This window comes from Streptomyces sp. NPDC102437 (genome assembly GCF_044765565.1).
Classification (GTDB): domain Bacteria; phylum Actinomycetota; class Actinomycetes; order Streptomycetales; family Streptomycetaceae; genus Streptomyces.
The window spans coordinates 151,537-165,941 of sequence record NZ_JBIWKI010000002.1; the positions used below are offsets into that span (position 1 = coordinate 151,537).

Genomic DNA, 14,405 nt, shown 5'->3' on the forward strand with positions numbered 1-14,405 from the left:
CGAACTTCTGGAAGAGGGTGGATCGCGTGGACCGTTGCGTCGTCCTGGTGGACGCCGGCTACTTGCTGGGCGCAGCCGCGAGCCTGCTGGCAGGAGAACCGGCCCGTTCCCGCATCACGGTCGACCACGCGGCCCTCATCCGGGGCCTGCGCGAGCGGGCCGAGGCCGATACGGAGCAGCCGCTGCTGCGGATCTACTGGTTCGACGGCGCCCCCGACCGGGTGCCGCAGCCCGAGCACCGCAGGCTGCGCGTGATGCCCCGGGTCACCGTCCGGCTCGGGGCCCTGACCCGCAGCGACGGACGCTGGGCCCAGAAGGGCGTCGACGCCGCGATGCACGCCGAGCTCACCGAACTGGCCAGGAACCGGGCCTGCTCCGACGTGGTGCTGGTGACCGGCGACGGCGATCTGCTGCCCGGTCTGATGTCGGCCAAGGAACACGGCGTCGCCGTCCATCTGTGGGCCGTCCAGGCCGCCGACGGCGACTACAACCAGTCCGAGGACCTGGTCGCCGAGGCCGACGAGCGAAGGGTGCTCGACCGGGCCTGGATCACCCAGGCGGTACGGGCCAAGGAGACCGGCGGCGTCTGCGCCCCGCCCCCCGTGCCGCGCCCGGAGATCGCCGCGATCCTCTCCGCGCCGCTTCCCGAGGCAGCTCTCGCCGCCTCCGCCGAGCGTGCCTCGGAGGCCCAGGCGGCGGCCGCCGCGGCGCAGCCCGAGGAGAGCACCGTCACCGACCGCCCCGTGCCCGGCGGCCGGGGCGTTCCCACCCCCAAGGATCTGGCGGGCAGCCTGCGCGGCCCCGGTGTCCAGCCCGACCGGCACCTCCCGCAGCCGTCGCCCGCCGGCGCGACCCTGCGCTGGTCCTCCGACAAGAGCTGGGCGGAGCGCGGCGGACCGCTGGGCGAGCCCGCCGAGACCGCCTCGCTGCCGACACTGGCCCAGCTCACCAGCGCCGAGCAGCGCTGGGCGGACCGCGAGGAGGACATCACCACCGTCGGCGGTGACCCGTTCGAGGTGGGCCAGGTATTCGCCCGTCGCTGGATGGAGCGACTCCCGGAGACCGTCCATCTGCAGAAGCTGTCGACCATGTACCCGCGCATCCCGCACCGCATCGACGGCGAGCTGCTGCGCTACGCCGCCCGGTTCGGCCTGCTCGCCCACAAGGACGACCAGATCGACGAGCACGACCGCTACGCGATCCGGGCGGGATTCTGGCGGGAGATCGACGTACGGGCGGCGGCCGAGCACACCCCGGCGGCGGAGCGGACGAGCCCGTCCGCAGGCTGACGGCACAGCGGGGTCAGGGGCGGGCGACCCGGCCACCGGTCGCCGCGCCGGGGCCCGGCCCGCGTGGCCCCGGGCGAAATCCGGGGCATCCGACCCCGTACCCTCGTACCTCGTGAGTACGGGCACAGCACAGGCGCAGCCGGCGACCGGGACCGTGTGCGCGGTGCGTGATCTGGTCAAGACCTATCCCGCAGCCCGCGGCCGCCGCGGCACCCCCGCCACGCCCGAGGTGCGCGCCACCGACGGGATCAGCCTGGACGTGCGGCGCGGCGAGATCTTCGGCCTCCTCGGCCCCAACGGCGCCGGGAAGTCCACCCTGGTACGGCAGCTCACCGGGCTGATGCGCCCCGACTCCGGCAGCGTCACCGTGCTGGGCCACGACCTCGTACGCCACCCGGAGCGCGCCTCCCGGCTGATCGGCTACCTCGGGCAGGAGTCCACCGCCCTCGACGAGCTGACCGTCTCGCTCGCCGCCGAGACCACCGGACGGCTGCGCGGCCTCGCCGCGGCCGACGCCCGCGCCGAACGCGACGCCGTACTCGCCGAACTCGGCCTCACCGAGATCGCGGGACGCCCCCTGAAGAAGCTCTCCGGCGGACAGCGGCGGCTCGCCTGCTTCGCCGCCGCGCTGGTCGGCGAGCGGCCGGTGCTGCTGCTGGACGAGCCGACGACCGGCATGGACCCCGTCGCCCGGCGCGCCGTCTGGGCCGCCGTGGACCGGCGCCGGGCCGAGCGCGGTACGACGGTGCTGCTCGTCACCCACAACGTCATCGAGGCCGAGACCGTCCTCGACCGGGTCGCCGTGATCGAACACGGCAAGGTCATAGCCTGCGACACGCCCACCGGGCTCAAGGAACGCGTCGCGGGCGAGGTCCGGGTCGAGCTGGTGTGGCGCGAGCGGGCGCCCCTGGACGTTCCCGAGGTGGCCGCGCTGCGCGGCTCGGCCCAGGAGTCCGGGCGGCGCTGGGTGCTGCGGCTCGGTCCCGACGAGGCGCGGGCGGCGGTCGCCGCGGTGACCGGCGGCGCGGCCTTCGCCGCACTCGACGACTTCACGCTGGCGACACCCAGCCTGGAGGACGTCTATCTCGCGCTCGGCGGGGACGTGACCAAGGGGTTGGTGAAGTCATGACGGGGGTCGGCCAGGTGGCCGGGGGGACGGCCGGGGTCAGTGGGACGACCGGGTGCGGGTGCGTGGCCGGGCAGGGAACGAACAGGAGCAGCGCCAGGTGACGAGCATCGTTCCCGCGCACGCGGTGACCGGACCCGTCCCGGCCACGGAGGAAGGCCCCGGCGAAGGCTTCGACGGCGAGGGGGCGGCGCCCGCGCCGCTCGCCCCGAGGGCCCGGCTGTTCCCCTCGCTCGCGGCGGTCTACCGCGCCCAGCTGTCCAGGGCCAGGGTCGCCCGTATCCCGCTGCTCTTCGTCGCGACCTTCCAGTCGGTCGGGATCATGGTGCTGATGCGCGGGGTGGTCGACGGCGGCTCCGAGGCGCGGGCCGTCGTCGCCGGCTCCAGCGTCCTCGTCGTGGCCTTCGTCGCGCTCAATCTCCTCGCCCAGTACTTCGGGCAGCTGCGGGCAGGCGGCGGGCTCGACCACTACGCGACCCTGCCGGTGCCGCCCGCCTCGGTGGTGCTCGGTGCGGCCGGGGCGTACGCCTCCTTCACCGTGCCCGGCACGATCGTCACGGCGGTGGCCGGCAGCGTGATGTTCGGGCTGCCACTGACGCATCTGTGGGTGCTCGTCGCGGTCATCCCGCTCTCCGGGGCGGCGCTCTCCGGGCTGGGCGCGGCGCTGGGGCTGCTCGCGCCCCGGCAGGAGCTGGCCACGCTCCTCGGCCAGCTGGGCATGTCGGCGGCGCTGCTGCTCGGCGTGCTCCCCGGGGACCGGCTGCCGACGCCGGTCGGCTGGGCGCGCGATCTGCTGCCCTCGACCTACGGCGTCGAGGCGCTGGCCCGGTCCTTCGACGCACACCCGGACTGGGCGGTCGTCGTGCTGGACCTCGCCGTCTGTGCCGTGGTCGGCGTGCTCTCGCTGGCCGTGGCGACGTGGGCGTACCGCAGGGCAGCGGTCCGGTGAGGCGCGGCGCGGGGGCGCCTGGCACGATGGCACGGTGACCGCACCTCTGACGCCGCCTCACCGGCCCTCGTCCAACGATCCCTGGCAGACCCCGCCGAACTGGGGTGGCCCGGGGGGCTCCCACCTGATCGGTGCGCACCAGCAGGGAGGGCTGCCGGGAGCGCCCGAGGAGAAGGCCCTCGCGCCGGAACTGCGCAGGGCCGCGGTCGTCGCCGCTCTGGTGACCGTCTCGGGCGTCGCGCTCGGGCTCCTCTGGCTGTGGCTGGCGCCGAGGGTTCCGCTGATCTCCGACAGCACCGCCGTCTTCCTGAGCGACAGCGAGGGCGAGGAGGCGATGGGCGCCGACGGTACGTTCGTGCTGCTGGCCCTGGCCTTCGGGGCGGTCTCAGCGGCGCTGGTCTTCTGGTTCCAGCGGCGCGGCGGGATCGCTCTGGTGGTGGGGCTCGCGCTGGGCGGGCTGCTCGGTTCGCTGCTGGCCTGGCGGCTGGGGGTGTGGCTCGGGCCGACGCAGGACGTGGTCGCGCACGCGCGGGCGGTCGGCAAGGGCGTGGTCTTCGACGCGCCGCTCCAGCTGCGGGCGAAGGGGGCGCTGCTGGCGTGGCCGCTGGGGGCGATGGCGGTGCATCTCGCGTTGACCGCGATGTTCGGGCCGCGGGATCCGGAGCCGGAGTGGGGTGTCTTTCCAGGCGCTCCGGGTGCTCCGGGCGCTCCGGGGGCGTCGTCGCAGTCGCAGTCGCAGTCGCAGTCGTAGGGGTGCGGGTGCGGGTGGGCGGGCCGCTGCGCGGGGCGTGTCCCCTGCCCGCCCCTTCCCGGAACCGGGGCTCGCCGGACGGGCCGGAATGGGCGCGTGTGGGGCGAGCGGTGCCGGGCGGGCCGGAGCGGCTCAGCTTTCCCGGCCGATCTCCGCGAACACCGCCCCCGTCAGCGACGCCAGATCCATCGGGGAGAGTTCGACCTCCAGGCCCCGGCGCCCCGCCGAGACGCAGATCGTCTCGTGGGACCGTGCCGACGCGTCCAGTACCGTACGCAGCCGCTTCCGCTGGCCCAGCGGGGAGATGCCGCCCCTCACGTAACCGGTGGTGCGTTCGGCGGCCGACGGGTCGGCCATGGTGGCCCGCTTGCCGCCCACCGAGGCGGCCAGGGCCTTGAGGTCCAGTGAGCCGGCCACCGGGACGACCGCCACGGTCAGCGTGCCGTCGATGTCCGCGACCAGGGTCTTGAAGACCCGGTCGGGAGAGACGCCCAGTGCCTCGGCCGCCTCCTCGCCGTAGGAGGCCGAGGCCGGGTCGTGGTCGTAGGAGTGGACGGTGAACGCCGTGCCGGACGCGGTCAGGGCGACCGTTGCCGGGGTGCCGCCGGACTGTTGCTGCTTCTTGGGCTTCTTCGCCACGGGGAGCGGTCCTCGGTCGGTCGGTCTTCGGATCAGTTGGGGTGGGTCGGGGCGCGGGTCAGATCCACCGCGGGCAGGGACGGGAGATGGCGGATGACGGCGGCCTCGCGGCGCAGGAGCGTCAGTTCCTCGCGCAGCCGGGTCGCGGAGTCGGGCGCCTGGAGCAGCCGTTGCCTGGTCGGGACGTCCAGTACGGCCGCCGCCGCGACCAGGTACGAGACGACGGAGGGGTCGTCGGGCAGGTCCGCGCCGGTCGACAGTGACCGTTCGCTCGCCCCGGCCAGCCGCTTCTGGTAGCTGCGGAAGGCCCTCAGTACGCCCTCGGCGAGCGCCCCGGCCTCCTCGCCGGTCTCCTCGTCCAGCTCTTCGAGCTCGGCCGTCAGGAAGGGGCCGCTCGCCTCCACGGAGAGCAGCTTGACCCGGGTGGTGCCGGTGGCAAGGACCTCGAAGCTGCCGTCCGGCCGTTCCCGGATCTTCGCCGCGTCGGCGATGCAGCCGACCCGGTGGAAGGTCTGGGCCGGGTCGGGGCCGAAGCCGTCCGCGGGGCCGCGCTCTGCGGGGACGTTCACCGCGCCCGGCATTCCGGCGCCCGTCGGGGCGGTCTCGCGGCCGTCGCGGATCGCGACCACGGCGAACCGGCGGGGTTCGTCCTCGTCGGTCTTCAGGAGCTCGCGCATCATGGCGCGATAACGCTCCTCGAAGACGTTCAGCGGCAGCACGAGGCCGGGGAACAGCACCGCGTTCAGCGGGAACAGAGGCAGGCGAGCGGTGGTCACAACGGTCAAGCGTAATGGCCGCGGGCCCGGCCCCGGTCGGCCCGTCCCGGGATCGGTGCCGCGCAGGCCGTCCGGAGCCGTGTCTCGTCCCGCGCCTCCAGGAACCGGCCGAGCGGATCGTCGGAGACCGACGACCACGGGAACGACGCCGCATGGGGGCCGATCCGCCGGAACTGTTCCAGGGCCTCGTCCCAGCGCCCCCGGCCGACCAGCACGAACGCCAGCAGATTGCGGACCTCGCCGGGCCACGGGTCGCCCGGCTCGAACGAGGCGGACAGCTCGATGGCCAGATCGGCCGCCGCGTCGATCCGCTCCTCCTGCACCGAGGTGGTCCGGGCGCCGGGCCCCTCGATCAGCAGGGCGAAGGCGGCCCGCAGCGGCAGCGCCTGCACCAGCGAACTGGGCAGCGAGTCCTCGGCGGCCCGCTCGGCGAAGTCGAAGCACTCGCGGTGCGAGCCGTACCAGGCCGCGGAGAGGTACCGCAGCGCCGCGACATGGCAGCCGTAGTGGTGCGAGGAGCGCTGGATCGCCTGCTCCCACAACACCTCGAACATGGTGTGCGTGGCGTGGGTGCCGCGGGCGTGGTCGAGCGCCAGTCGCCAGGGCACCGGGTCGCGCGGATCGCTTTCGGCCGCCGCCGAGATCAGCGGCCCCACCTCGCGCAGCTGCTCGGCGCGGGCGGGTGACTCCCAGGCCCGGCGGACCGCCAGCTCGGCCTTGACGAGCAGCGCGTCCGGGTCGTGCGGGGAGGCGGCGAGCCAGTCGGTCAGCCAGCCGTCGCGGTTGCGGGCGAAGGTGACGAGCCGGCCGAGGTAGCGGTCGCGGTTCTCCCACTCGGCGCAGTCCCGGGTGGTGGCGAGGAGTTTCGCGGCCGGTCCGTACTCCCCGAGGGCGGCGGCGACGAGTGCCGGGGAGAGCCGCTCGTCGGGGGCGTCGAGCAGCACCTCGTCGTCCGCGGGCAGTCCGGCGGGCCCCTGTGAAGGGAGCCGGACCGCGCGCGCGGCGCGGAGCAGAGCACGAAGGATTGGCATGGTGCAGACCATTGAAAAGCCCTGGTGGGAGCAGCGCCAGAGGCTCGCTGTGAAGCTTTGGTGCCGAGTGAATGGGTTGTACCGGACCGAGTCAAGAAGAAGTAAAGGAAAGTCCGGAATCTGGCTTGTTCCTGCTGGTCCGGCCAATGGTGTGCGGCACTTCGGACGTAGCTCGGGCTCCCGTTCGACCGCGGTCCACGGGCGCCGGGCCGCTCGGCACGACGGGTCGCGAGTGGCCGGGCGGCCCGTCGTCCGGTCGGCGGTGGCCGGATCCTGTCAGCCCCGCCGCAGCAGCCGTGAGGCGCCCGCCGCCACGGTCGTGGCCAGTATCCAGCCCAGCAGTACGAGCACGGCCGCCGCCCACTGCCAGCCGTCCTCCATCCGCCAGTAGCCGTCCTGGCCCAGATTGATCACCGGGATCAGCAGATCCAGCGCGTACAGCGCCGCGTTCCACTGCGGATGCTCGTCCTGCTTGATCGCCGCCGGGACGTGCCGGGAGAAGGCCATCGCCCCCGCCGCCCACAGCAAGGCCATCCACAGCGCGGCCCGCCCCGGCCGGTAGCCGTACGCCACCGTCCAGTCCTGGAGGTAGCCCCAGAGCTTCCCGGCGAGCGGCAGCGTTTCGCGCCGCCGCCGCTGCTTGGCCAGCAGCACCTCCCGGGCGTCCGCGTCCTCCCCGCAGTTGCGCAGCACCGTCGCGAGCCGCTCGTACGGCTCGGGGACGTACTCCGGGGTCGCCGCCGCCACCCACTCCAGGCGCCGGGAGAGCGGGAAGTGCCCGTACGGGACGAGGTTCTCGTAAACGAAACCGCCCATCGCCAGCCCGCCGGGCCCCGGCCAGCTGCTCGACACGTCGATCAGCGTGACGACCTTCGCGCCGTTCAGCACGACCCGGCCCTCCTCCGACCGTTCCGCGTTGAACCGCAGCTCCGGGGTGACGATCCGGCGCAGCGACAGCTCCTCGTGACGGGCCAGCACGAACCGTGCCTTGTGCAGATCGACCGCGTCACCGAACCGCCCGTCGTCCAGGCGCACACCGCCGCGGCACTCGAAGCCCTGCGCACGGGTGCCGTTCGCCGGGGTCGACGCCATGACGATGCCGTACGGGGGAGTGGTGCCCTGGATCCCGGTGTCGACGCTCACCCACGCCTCGCTCATGTACAGCGTCCGCTCCACGGTCAGCTGAGGGGCGTTCAGCGCGCGCCGCCCCTCCCTGCCGCGCAGCCGGCACCCGCGCAGACTCAGCGAACCGCCGACCTTCGCCCCGCGCAGACTCAGCTCGCCGCGCGCCTCGATCAGCTCCGCCTGGAGGTCCTGGGCGACCGCCAGCCCGTCACCGGCCAGCGCCCGCCCGCCCCGGTCGGGGCCGATCTCGATCTGGTTGATCAGCAGATCGGTGCCGATCTGGGCGTCGGTGAGCCGGATCCCGCGCGGGATCCGACAGCGCGGCAGGTGCAGATCGCCCTCGGTGCGCAGCCGGGCCGCCTCCAGGCGCGGCATCGCGCAGCCGACGATCCGCAACGTCGTGAAGTGGCACTCCGGCAGCACCACCTCGTTCTCGAAGCGGCAGCCGGTCATCTCGACGTACGGCGCGACGCGCCCGCCCGCGAGATCGAGTGTGCCGGTGATCCGCACGCCCCGGAGCTTCAGCGCGGCCACCCGTCCCGGCCGCGGCGGCGGTCCGGACAGCAGCAGCCGGGCGACGACGCGCCCGTCCACACTGCGCTCCGGTCCCCAGACACGCGGTGCGAACGGATCGTCGCGCGCGGGATCGCGGGCGCGCAGATCGTAGGTGCTGCCGTTCCGGAAGGCCTGCCACATACCCAGCTCGGCCGCGCTCAGACCGTCCGGAAAATCGCCGTCGTGCGGTTCGGTCACGGGTGCCCCTTCCGCTCGGAGCTGTTCTTCCCTCTGGGTGACGACGTGAAAGCTATTGGTCAGCAGTGACGTCCGGGACATGTATCAGCCAGTGATACGGGCGACCGGACGCCGGAGCCGGTCTGCGAGAATTGCGGTGTGATCTCTCGAATCGATCTGCGCGGCGATGCCCTCCCCGAGGGTGGAGCCCTGCGCGACCTGCTGCCCCGTGCCGAGTTCGACGTGGAAGCCGCCCTGGAGACGGTGCGGCCCATCTGCGAGGACGTACGCCATCGTGGCTCCGCGGCAGTGATCGAGTGGGGGGAGAAATTCGACGGCGTACGGCTCGACTCGATCCGGGTCCCGGCCGAGGCGATCGCCTCGGCCGTCGAACGGCTCGACCCGGCCGTGCGGGCCGCCCTGGAGGAGTCGATCCGCCGCGCCCGCCTCGTCCACCGTGAGCAGCGCCGCACCACGCACACCACTCAGGTCGTGCCGGGCGGCACCGTCACCGAGAAGTGGGTGCCGGTCGAGCGCGTCGGGCTGTACGTGCCGGGCGGCCGCTCCGTCTACCCGTCGTCCGTGGTCATGAACGTCGTACCGGCCCAGGAGGCGGGTGTCGAGGGCATCGCCGTCGCCTCCCCGCCGCAGAAGGACTTCGACGGCCTGCCGCACCCCACGATCCTCGCCGCCTGCGCCCTGCTCGGCATCGACGAGGTGTACGCGGCGGGCGGCGCCCAGGCCATCGCGATGTTCGCGTACGGAACGGCCGAATGTCTTCCGGTGAACCTCGTCACCGGCCCCGGCAACATCTACGTCGCCGCCGCCAAGCGCCTCCTCAAGGGCCGCATCGGCATCGACGCGGAGGCGGGTCCCACCGAGATCGCGATCCTCGCCGACTCCACCGCCGACCCGGTGCACGTCGCCGCCGACCTGATCAGCCAGGCCGAGCACGACCCGATGGCCGCCGCCGTCCTGGTCACCGACTCCGAGGAGCTGGCCGCGGCCACCGAGGCCGAGCTGAAGCCCCAGATCGCCGCGACCAAGCACGTCACCGACCGGATCGAGCCCGCGCTGGCCGGCCGCCAGTCCGCGATCGTCCTGGTCAACGACCTGGAGGACGGCCTCAAGGTCGTCGACGCGTACGCCGCCGAGCACCTGGAGATCCAGACCGCCGACGCCGCCGCACTCGCCGACCGGGTCCGCAACGCAGGCGCGATCTTCGTCGGCCCCTGGGCCCCGGTCTCGCTCGGCGACTACTGCGCCGGCTCCAACCACGTCCTGCCCACCGGCGGCTGCGCCTGCCACTCCTCGGGCCTCTCCGTGCAGTCCTTCCTGCGCGGCATCCACATCGTCGACTACACGCGCGACGCGCTCGCCGAGGTCACCCACCACGTCGTGACCCTCGCCGAGGCGGAGGACCTCCCCGCCCACGGCGCCGCGCTCAAGGCCAGGTTCGGCTGGAAGGTCCCGCAGCAGTGACGAACGGCAACACCCCCCGCAAGACCACCCGCATCGACGACCTCCCGATCCGGGACGAACTGCGCGGCAAGTCCCCCTACGGGGCGCCGCAGCTCGACGTACCCGTGCGGCTGAACACCAACGAGAACCCCTACCCGCTGCCCGAGGCGCTCGTCGACCGGATCGCCGAGCGGGTCCGCGAGGCCGCCCGTGACCTCAACCGCTACCCCGACCGGGACGCCGTCGAGCTCCGTACCGAGCTGGCCCGCTACCTCACCCGCACCGCCGGGCACGAGGTCTCCCTCGCCAACGTCTGGGCTGCCAACGGCTCCAACGAGGTGCTCCAGCAGCTCCTCCAGACCTTCGGCGGCCCCGGCCGCACCGCGATCGGCTTCGAGCCCTCGTACTCCATGCACGCCCTCATCGCCCGTTCCACCGGCACCGGCTGGATCTCCGGACCGCGCAACGAGGACTTCACCATCGACGTCGAGGCCGCCCGCGAGGCCATCGCCGAGCACCGCCCCGACGTCGTCTTCATCACCTCGCCCAACAACCCCACCGGCACCGCCGTCGACGCGGAGACCGTGCTCGCGCTGTACGACGCCGCCCAGGCGGCCGGGCCGTCCATGGTCGTGGTCGACGAGGCGTACGGCGAGTTCAGCCACCACGCCTCGCTGCTCCCGCTGATCGAGGGCCGGCCCAACATGGTCCTCTCGCGCACCATGTCGAAGGCGTTCGGTGCCGCCGGGCTGCGTCTGGGCTACCTCGCCGCCGACCCGGCCGTGGTCGACGCGGTCCAGCTGGTGCGGCTGCCTTACCACCTGTCCTCCGTCACCCAGGCCACCGCGCTCGCCGCCCTGGAGCACACCGATACGCTGCTCGGATACGTCGCGCAGCTCAAGGACGAACGCGACCGGATCGTCACCGAGCTGCGCGCCCTCGGCTACGACGTCACCGACTCGGACGCCAACTTCGTCCAGTTCGGCCGCTTCGCCGACAGCCACACCGCCTGGCAGCGGATCCTCGACCGGGGCGTCCTGGTCCGGGACAACGGCGTACCGGGATGGCTGCGGGTCTCCGCGGGCACCCCGGCAGAGAACGACGCGTTCCTCGATGCGGTACGCGAACTGAAGAAGGAGCACGACGCATGACTCGCGCGGCCCGCGTAGGAAGAGTCGAACGCACCACCAAGGAGACCTCGGTACTCGTCGAGATCAACCTCGACGGCACGGGCAAGGTCGATGTGTCGACCGGGGTCGGTTTCTACGACCACATGCTCGACCAGCTCGGCAGGCACGGCCTCTTCGACCTCACGGTCAAGACCGACGGCGACCTGCACATCGACTCGCACCACACCATCGAGGACACCGCCCTCGCCCTCGGCGCCGCGTTCAAGCAGGCGCTCGGCGACAAGGTCGGCATCTACCGCTTCGGCAACTGCACCGTCCCGCTGGACGAGTCGCTCGCCCAGGTCACCGTCGACCTGTCCGGCCGCCCCTACCTGGTGCACACCGAGCCGGAGAACATGGCGCCGATGATCGGCGAGTACGACACGACGATGACCCGGCACATCCTGGAGTCCTTCGTCGCGCAGGCGCAGATCGCCCTGCACGTCCACGTGCCGTACGGGCGCAACGCCCACCACATCGTCGAGTGCCAGTTCAAGGCGCTCGCCCGCGCCCTGCGCTACGCCAGTGAACACGACCCGCGCGCCGCCGGGATACTCCCCTCCACGAAGGGCGCGCTGTGACCGGCCTCAACACCATCCTGATCGTCGTCGGCCTCTTCCTGGCCGGCGGCGTCTACTCCTTCGCGAAGCAGGGCATGCCCAAGGGCGTCATCGTCCTGCTCTCGCTCGCCTCCGTGATGTGCCTGGTGGCAGGCATTCTGCGGATCCAGGGACTCTGGGACTGAGGGAACGAGCTGTGAGCGACAACAAGAAGGTCGTCGTCTTCGACTACGGCTTCGGCAACGTCCGTTCCGCCGAGCGGGCCCTGGCCCACGTCGGCGCGGACGTCGAGATCACCCGCGACTTCGACAGGGCGATGAACGCCGACGGGCTGCTGGTGCCCGGCGTCGGCGCGTTCTCCGCCTGCATGGACGGGCTGAAGAAGGCCCGCGGCGAATGGATCATCGGCCGCAGGCTCTCCGGCGGCCGCCCCGTCATGGGCATCTGCGTCGGGATGCAGATCCTCTTCGAGCGCGGCATCGAGCACGGCGTGGAGACGGAGGGCCTGGACGAATGGCCCGGCACCGTCGCCCCGCTGAAGGCCCCCGTCGTCCCGCACATGGGCTGGAACACCGTGCGGGCCCCCGAGGACTCCCGGCTCTTCGCCGGTCTCGACGCCGAGACCCGGTTCTACTTCGTGCACTCCTACGCGGTGCACGACTGGAGCCTGGAGGTCACCAACCCCAAGATCCGCGCCCCCCGGGTCACCTGGGCCACCCACGGCGAGCCGTTCGTCGCCGCCGTGGAGAACGGCGCCCTGTGGGCCACCCAGTTCCACCCCGAGAAGTCCGGCGATGCCGGCGCCCAGCTGCTGACCAACTGGATCGAGACACTCTGATGCCGAAGCTTGAACTGCTCCCCGCCGTCGATGTCCGCGACGGCCAGGCCGTCCGCCTCGTCCATGGCGAGTCCGGCTCCGAGACCTCCTACGGTTCCCCGCTGGAGGCCGCGCTCGCCTGGCAGCGCGCCGGGGCCGAGTGGCTGCACCTGGTCGACCTGGACGCCGCGTTCGGCACCGGGGACAACCGGGCGCTGATCGCCGAGGTGGCCGGCGCCATGGACATCAAGGTCGAGCTCTCCGGCGGCATCCGCGACGACGCCTCGCTCGCCGCCGCCCTCGCCACCGGCTGCCGCCGGGTCAACCTCGGCACCGCCGCCCTGGAGACCCCGGAATGGGTCGCCGAGGTCATCGCCGAGCACGGCGACCAGATCGCTGTCGGCCTCGACGTCCGCGGCACCACGCTGCGCGGCCGCGGCTGGACCCGCGACGGCGGCGACCTCTACGAGACGCTCGCCCGCCTCGACTCCGAGGGCTGCGCCCGCTACGTCGTCACCGACATCGCCAAGGACGGCACGCTCCAAGGCCCCAACCTGGAGCTCCTGAAGAACGTCTGCGCCGCCACCGAAAGGCCCGTCGTCGCCTCCGGCGGCGTCTCCTCGCTGGACGACCTGCGGGCCATCGCCTCGCTCGTCCCGGACGGCGTCGAGGGCGCGATCGTCGGCAAGGCGCTGTACGCGAAGGCGTTCACCCTCGAAGAAGCGCTGCAGGTGGTCTCCGGATGAGCGACTCCGTCAACCGCGTCTCCTCCGGCGGCCCGTGGGAGGAGAAGTTCGGCTACTCCCGAGCCGTGGAGCTGCCGAACGGGCTCGTCCTGGTGGCCGGCTGCACCTCGGTGGAGAACGGCCAGATCTCCGCGGGCGGCCCGTACGAGCAGACCGTCACCTCCTTCAGGGTCGCCTTCGACGCGCTGAAGCAGTTCGGTCTGGGCCGCGAGGACGTCGTCCGTACCCGGATGTACATCACGCACGCCCGGGACGTGGACGAGGTCGGCCGCGCCCACAAGGAGCTCTTCGACGACGTGCGCCCCGCCGCCTCGATGGTCATCGTGTCCGGTTTCGTGGACCCGAGCCTGGTCGTCGAGGTCGAGGTCGAGGCCTACCGGGCAGGTGCGCGATGAGCCTCGCGGTACGCGTCATTCCCTGCCTGGACGTCGACAACGGCCGGGTCGTCAAGGGCGTCAACTTCCAGAACCTGCGCGACGCGGGCGACCCCGTCGAGATGGCGAAGCTGTACGACGCCGAGGGCGCCGACGAGCTGACCTTCCTGGACATCACCGCCTCCAGCGGCGACCGGGAGACCACCTACGACGTGGTGCGCCGCACCGCCGAGCAGGTCTTCATCCCGCTCACGGTCGGCGGTGGCGTCCGCACCGCCGACGACGTCGACAAGCTGCTGCGGGCCGGTGCGGACAAGGTCGGCGTCAACACCGCCGCCATCGCCCGCCCCGACCTCGTCCGGGAGATCGCCGAGCGCTTCGGCCGCCAGGTCCTGGTGCTCTCCGTGGACGCCCGGCGCACCCCCGCCGGCACCTTCGAGGTCACCACGCACGGCGGCCGCAAGGGCACCGGCATCGACGCCGTCGAATGGGCGCACCGCGCCGCCGAGCTGGGCGCGGGCGAGATCCTGCTCAACTCGATGGACGCGGACGGCACCAAGGACGGCTACGACACCGAGATGATCACGGCGGTACGCAAGCACGTGACCGTCCCCGTCATCGCCTCCGGCGGCGCCGGCCGGCTCGCGGACTTCGCACCCGCCATCGAGGCGGGCGCCGACGCGGTGCTCGCCGCCTCCGTCTTCCACTTCGGCGATCTGCGGATCTCCGAGGTCAAGGACGCGCTCAGGGAGGCCGGACACCCGGTCCGCTGAGCAGCCGTACGTACGAGCCCGACGCCGGGCGGAGCCGAGGAACCGGCCCCGCCCGGCGTCGGGCTTTTTCCATCCTTCCCGGATTCC

General features: G+C 72.7%; 16 protein-coding genes. 12 read left to right on the top strand and 4 right to left on the bottom strand.

Annotated features, from left to right (window positions below; translation table 11 throughout):
* Positions 1-17 precede the first annotated feature (17 nt).
* From ACIRJP_RS03980 to ACIRJP_RS03995, 4 genes are all read left to right on the top strand, one after another.
* Positions 18-1,289 carry an NYN domain-containing protein gene (locus tag ACIRJP_RS03980; protein WP_404167875.1) on the top strand — a complete coding sequence of 424 codons (1,272 nt, stop codon included), beginning with the start codon at positions 18-20 and terminating at the stop codon, positions 1,287-1,289.
* Between the two features lie 154 nt (positions 1,290-1,443).
* Positions 1,444-2,418, top strand: a complete 975-nt coding sequence (locus ACIRJP_RS03985) for an ABC transporter ATP-binding protein (RefSeq protein WP_404168203.1) — start codon at positions 1,444-1,446, stop codon at positions 2,416-2,418.
* Between the two features lie 97 nt (positions 2,419-2,515).
* Positions 2,516-3,364: an ABC transporter permease gene (locus ACIRJP_RS03990; protein ID WP_404167877.1), complete on the top strand. Its 849-nt coding sequence runs from the start codon at positions 2,516-2,518 to the stop codon at positions 3,362-3,364.
* 34 nt (positions 3,365-3,398) lie between these two features.
* A complete protein-coding gene (locus ACIRJP_RS03995; RefSeq protein WP_404167879.1) occupies positions 3,399-4,115 on the top strand; it encodes an ABC transporter permease in 717 nt (238 codons plus the stop codon).
* 132 nt (positions 4,116-4,247) lie between these two features.
* Here the strand turns inward: ACIRJP_RS03995 and ybaK are convergent, their stop codons facing one another.
* From ybaK to ACIRJP_RS04015, 4 genes are all read right to left on the bottom strand, one after another.
* Entirely contained in the window at positions 4,248-4,754 is a 507-nt protein-coding gene (ybaK, locus tag ACIRJP_RS04000) for a Cys-tRNA(Pro) deacylase (protein ID WP_404167881.1), read from the bottom strand.
* Positions 4,755-4,786: 32 nt separating this feature from the next.
* The gene (locus tag ACIRJP_RS04005) at positions 4,787-5,530 is read right to left on the bottom strand and encodes an LON peptidase substrate-binding domain-containing protein (protein WP_404167883.1); all 744 of its coding nucleotides are present in this window, start codon (positions 5,528-5,530) and stop codon (positions 4,787-4,789) included.
* A gap of 5 nt (positions 5,531-5,535) precedes the next feature.
* Positions 5,536-6,573, bottom strand: coding sequence for a hypothetical protein (locus ACIRJP_RS04010; RefSeq protein ID WP_404167885.1), 1,038 nt, complete (start codon positions 6,571-6,573; stop codon positions 5,536-5,538).
* A gap of 264 nt (positions 6,574-6,837) precedes the next feature.
* Positions 6,838-8,439 (bottom strand): oxidoreductase, encoded by a 1,602-nt coding sequence (locus ACIRJP_RS04015; protein WP_404167887.1) that lies wholly within the window; start codon positions 8,437-8,439, stop codon positions 6,838-6,840.
* A 138-nt stretch (positions 8,440-8,577) separates the two neighbouring features.
* On the opposite strand from ACIRJP_RS04015, the gene hisD reads away from it, so the two are divergent.
* Genes hisD through hisF form a run of 8 tightly spaced genes read left to right on the top strand, consistent with a single transcriptional unit; the run spans position 8,578 to position 14,318 of the window.
* Positions 8,578-9,900, top strand: a complete 1,323-nt coding sequence (hisD, locus tag ACIRJP_RS04020; protein ID WP_404167889.1) for a histidinol dehydrogenase — start codon at positions 8,578-8,580, stop codon at positions 9,898-9,900.
* Positions 9,897-11,030, top strand: coding sequence for a histidinol-phosphate transaminase (locus ACIRJP_RS04025; protein WP_404167891.1), 1,134 nt, complete (start codon positions 9,897-9,899; stop codon positions 11,028-11,030). The genes hisD and ACIRJP_RS04025 overlap by 4 nt, the downstream gene beginning before the upstream one ends.
* Positions 11,027-11,629 (top strand): imidazoleglycerol-phosphate dehydratase HisB, encoded by a 603-nt coding sequence (gene hisB, locus ACIRJP_RS04030; protein ID WP_389646108.1) that lies wholly within the window; start codon positions 11,027-11,029, stop codon positions 11,627-11,629. The genes ACIRJP_RS04025 and hisB overlap by 4 nt, the downstream gene beginning before the upstream one ends.
* Entirely contained in the window at positions 11,626-11,793 is a 168-nt protein-coding gene (locus tag ACIRJP_RS04035; protein ID WP_164493121.1) for a hypothetical protein, read from the top strand. The genes hisB and ACIRJP_RS04035 overlap by 4 nt, the downstream gene beginning before the upstream one ends.
* An 11-nt stretch (positions 11,794-11,804) precedes the next feature.
* Positions 11,805-12,446, top strand: a complete 642-nt coding sequence (gene hisH, locus ACIRJP_RS04040) for an imidazole glycerol phosphate synthase subunit HisH (protein ID WP_404167893.1) — start codon at positions 11,805-11,807, stop codon at positions 12,444-12,446.
* Entirely contained in the window at positions 12,446-13,171 is a 726-nt protein-coding gene (gene priA / locus ACIRJP_RS04045; protein WP_404167895.1) for a bifunctional 1-(5-phosphoribosyl)-5-((5-phosphoribosylamino)methylideneamino)imidazole-4-carboxamide isomerase/phosphoribosylanthranilate isomerase PriA, read from the top strand. The genes hisH and priA overlap by 1 nt, the downstream gene beginning before the upstream one ends.
* On the top strand, positions 13,168-13,566 hold the full coding sequence (locus ACIRJP_RS04050; RefSeq protein WP_376632412.1) for a RidA family protein: 399 nt from the start codon (positions 13,168-13,170) through the stop codon (positions 13,564-13,566). Before priA ends, ACIRJP_RS04050 begins: the two co-directional genes overlap by 4 nt.
* Entirely contained in the window at positions 13,563-14,318 is a 756-nt protein-coding gene (gene hisF / locus ACIRJP_RS04055; protein WP_404167897.1) for an imidazole glycerol phosphate synthase subunit HisF, read from the top strand. The genes ACIRJP_RS04050 and hisF overlap by 4 nt, the downstream gene beginning before the upstream one ends.
* Positions 14,319-14,405: the final 87 nt, after the last annotated feature.

Excerpts from the sequence above, each read along its gene's own strand:
- ACIRJP_RS04050 (WP_376632412.1), top strand. The coding sequence starts at position 13,168 with ATGAGCGACTCCGTCAACCGCGTCTCCTCCGGCGGCCCGTGGGAGGAG.
- hisF (WP_404167897.1), top strand. The coding sequence starts at position 13,563 with ATGAGCCTCGCGGTACGCGTCATTCCCTGCCTGGACGTCGACAACGGC.
- hisB (WP_389646108.1), top strand. The coding sequence starts at position 11,027 with ATGACTCGCGCGGCCCGCGTAGGAAGAGTCGAACGCACCACCAAGGAG.
- priA (WP_404167895.1), top strand. The coding sequence starts at position 12,446 with ATGCCGAAGCTTGAACTGCTCCCCGCCGTCGATGTCCGCGACGGCCAG.
- ACIRJP_RS04010 (WP_404167885.1), bottom strand. The coding sequence starts at position 6,573 with ATGGTCTGCACCATGCCAATCCTTCGTGCTCTGCTCCGCGCCGCGCGC.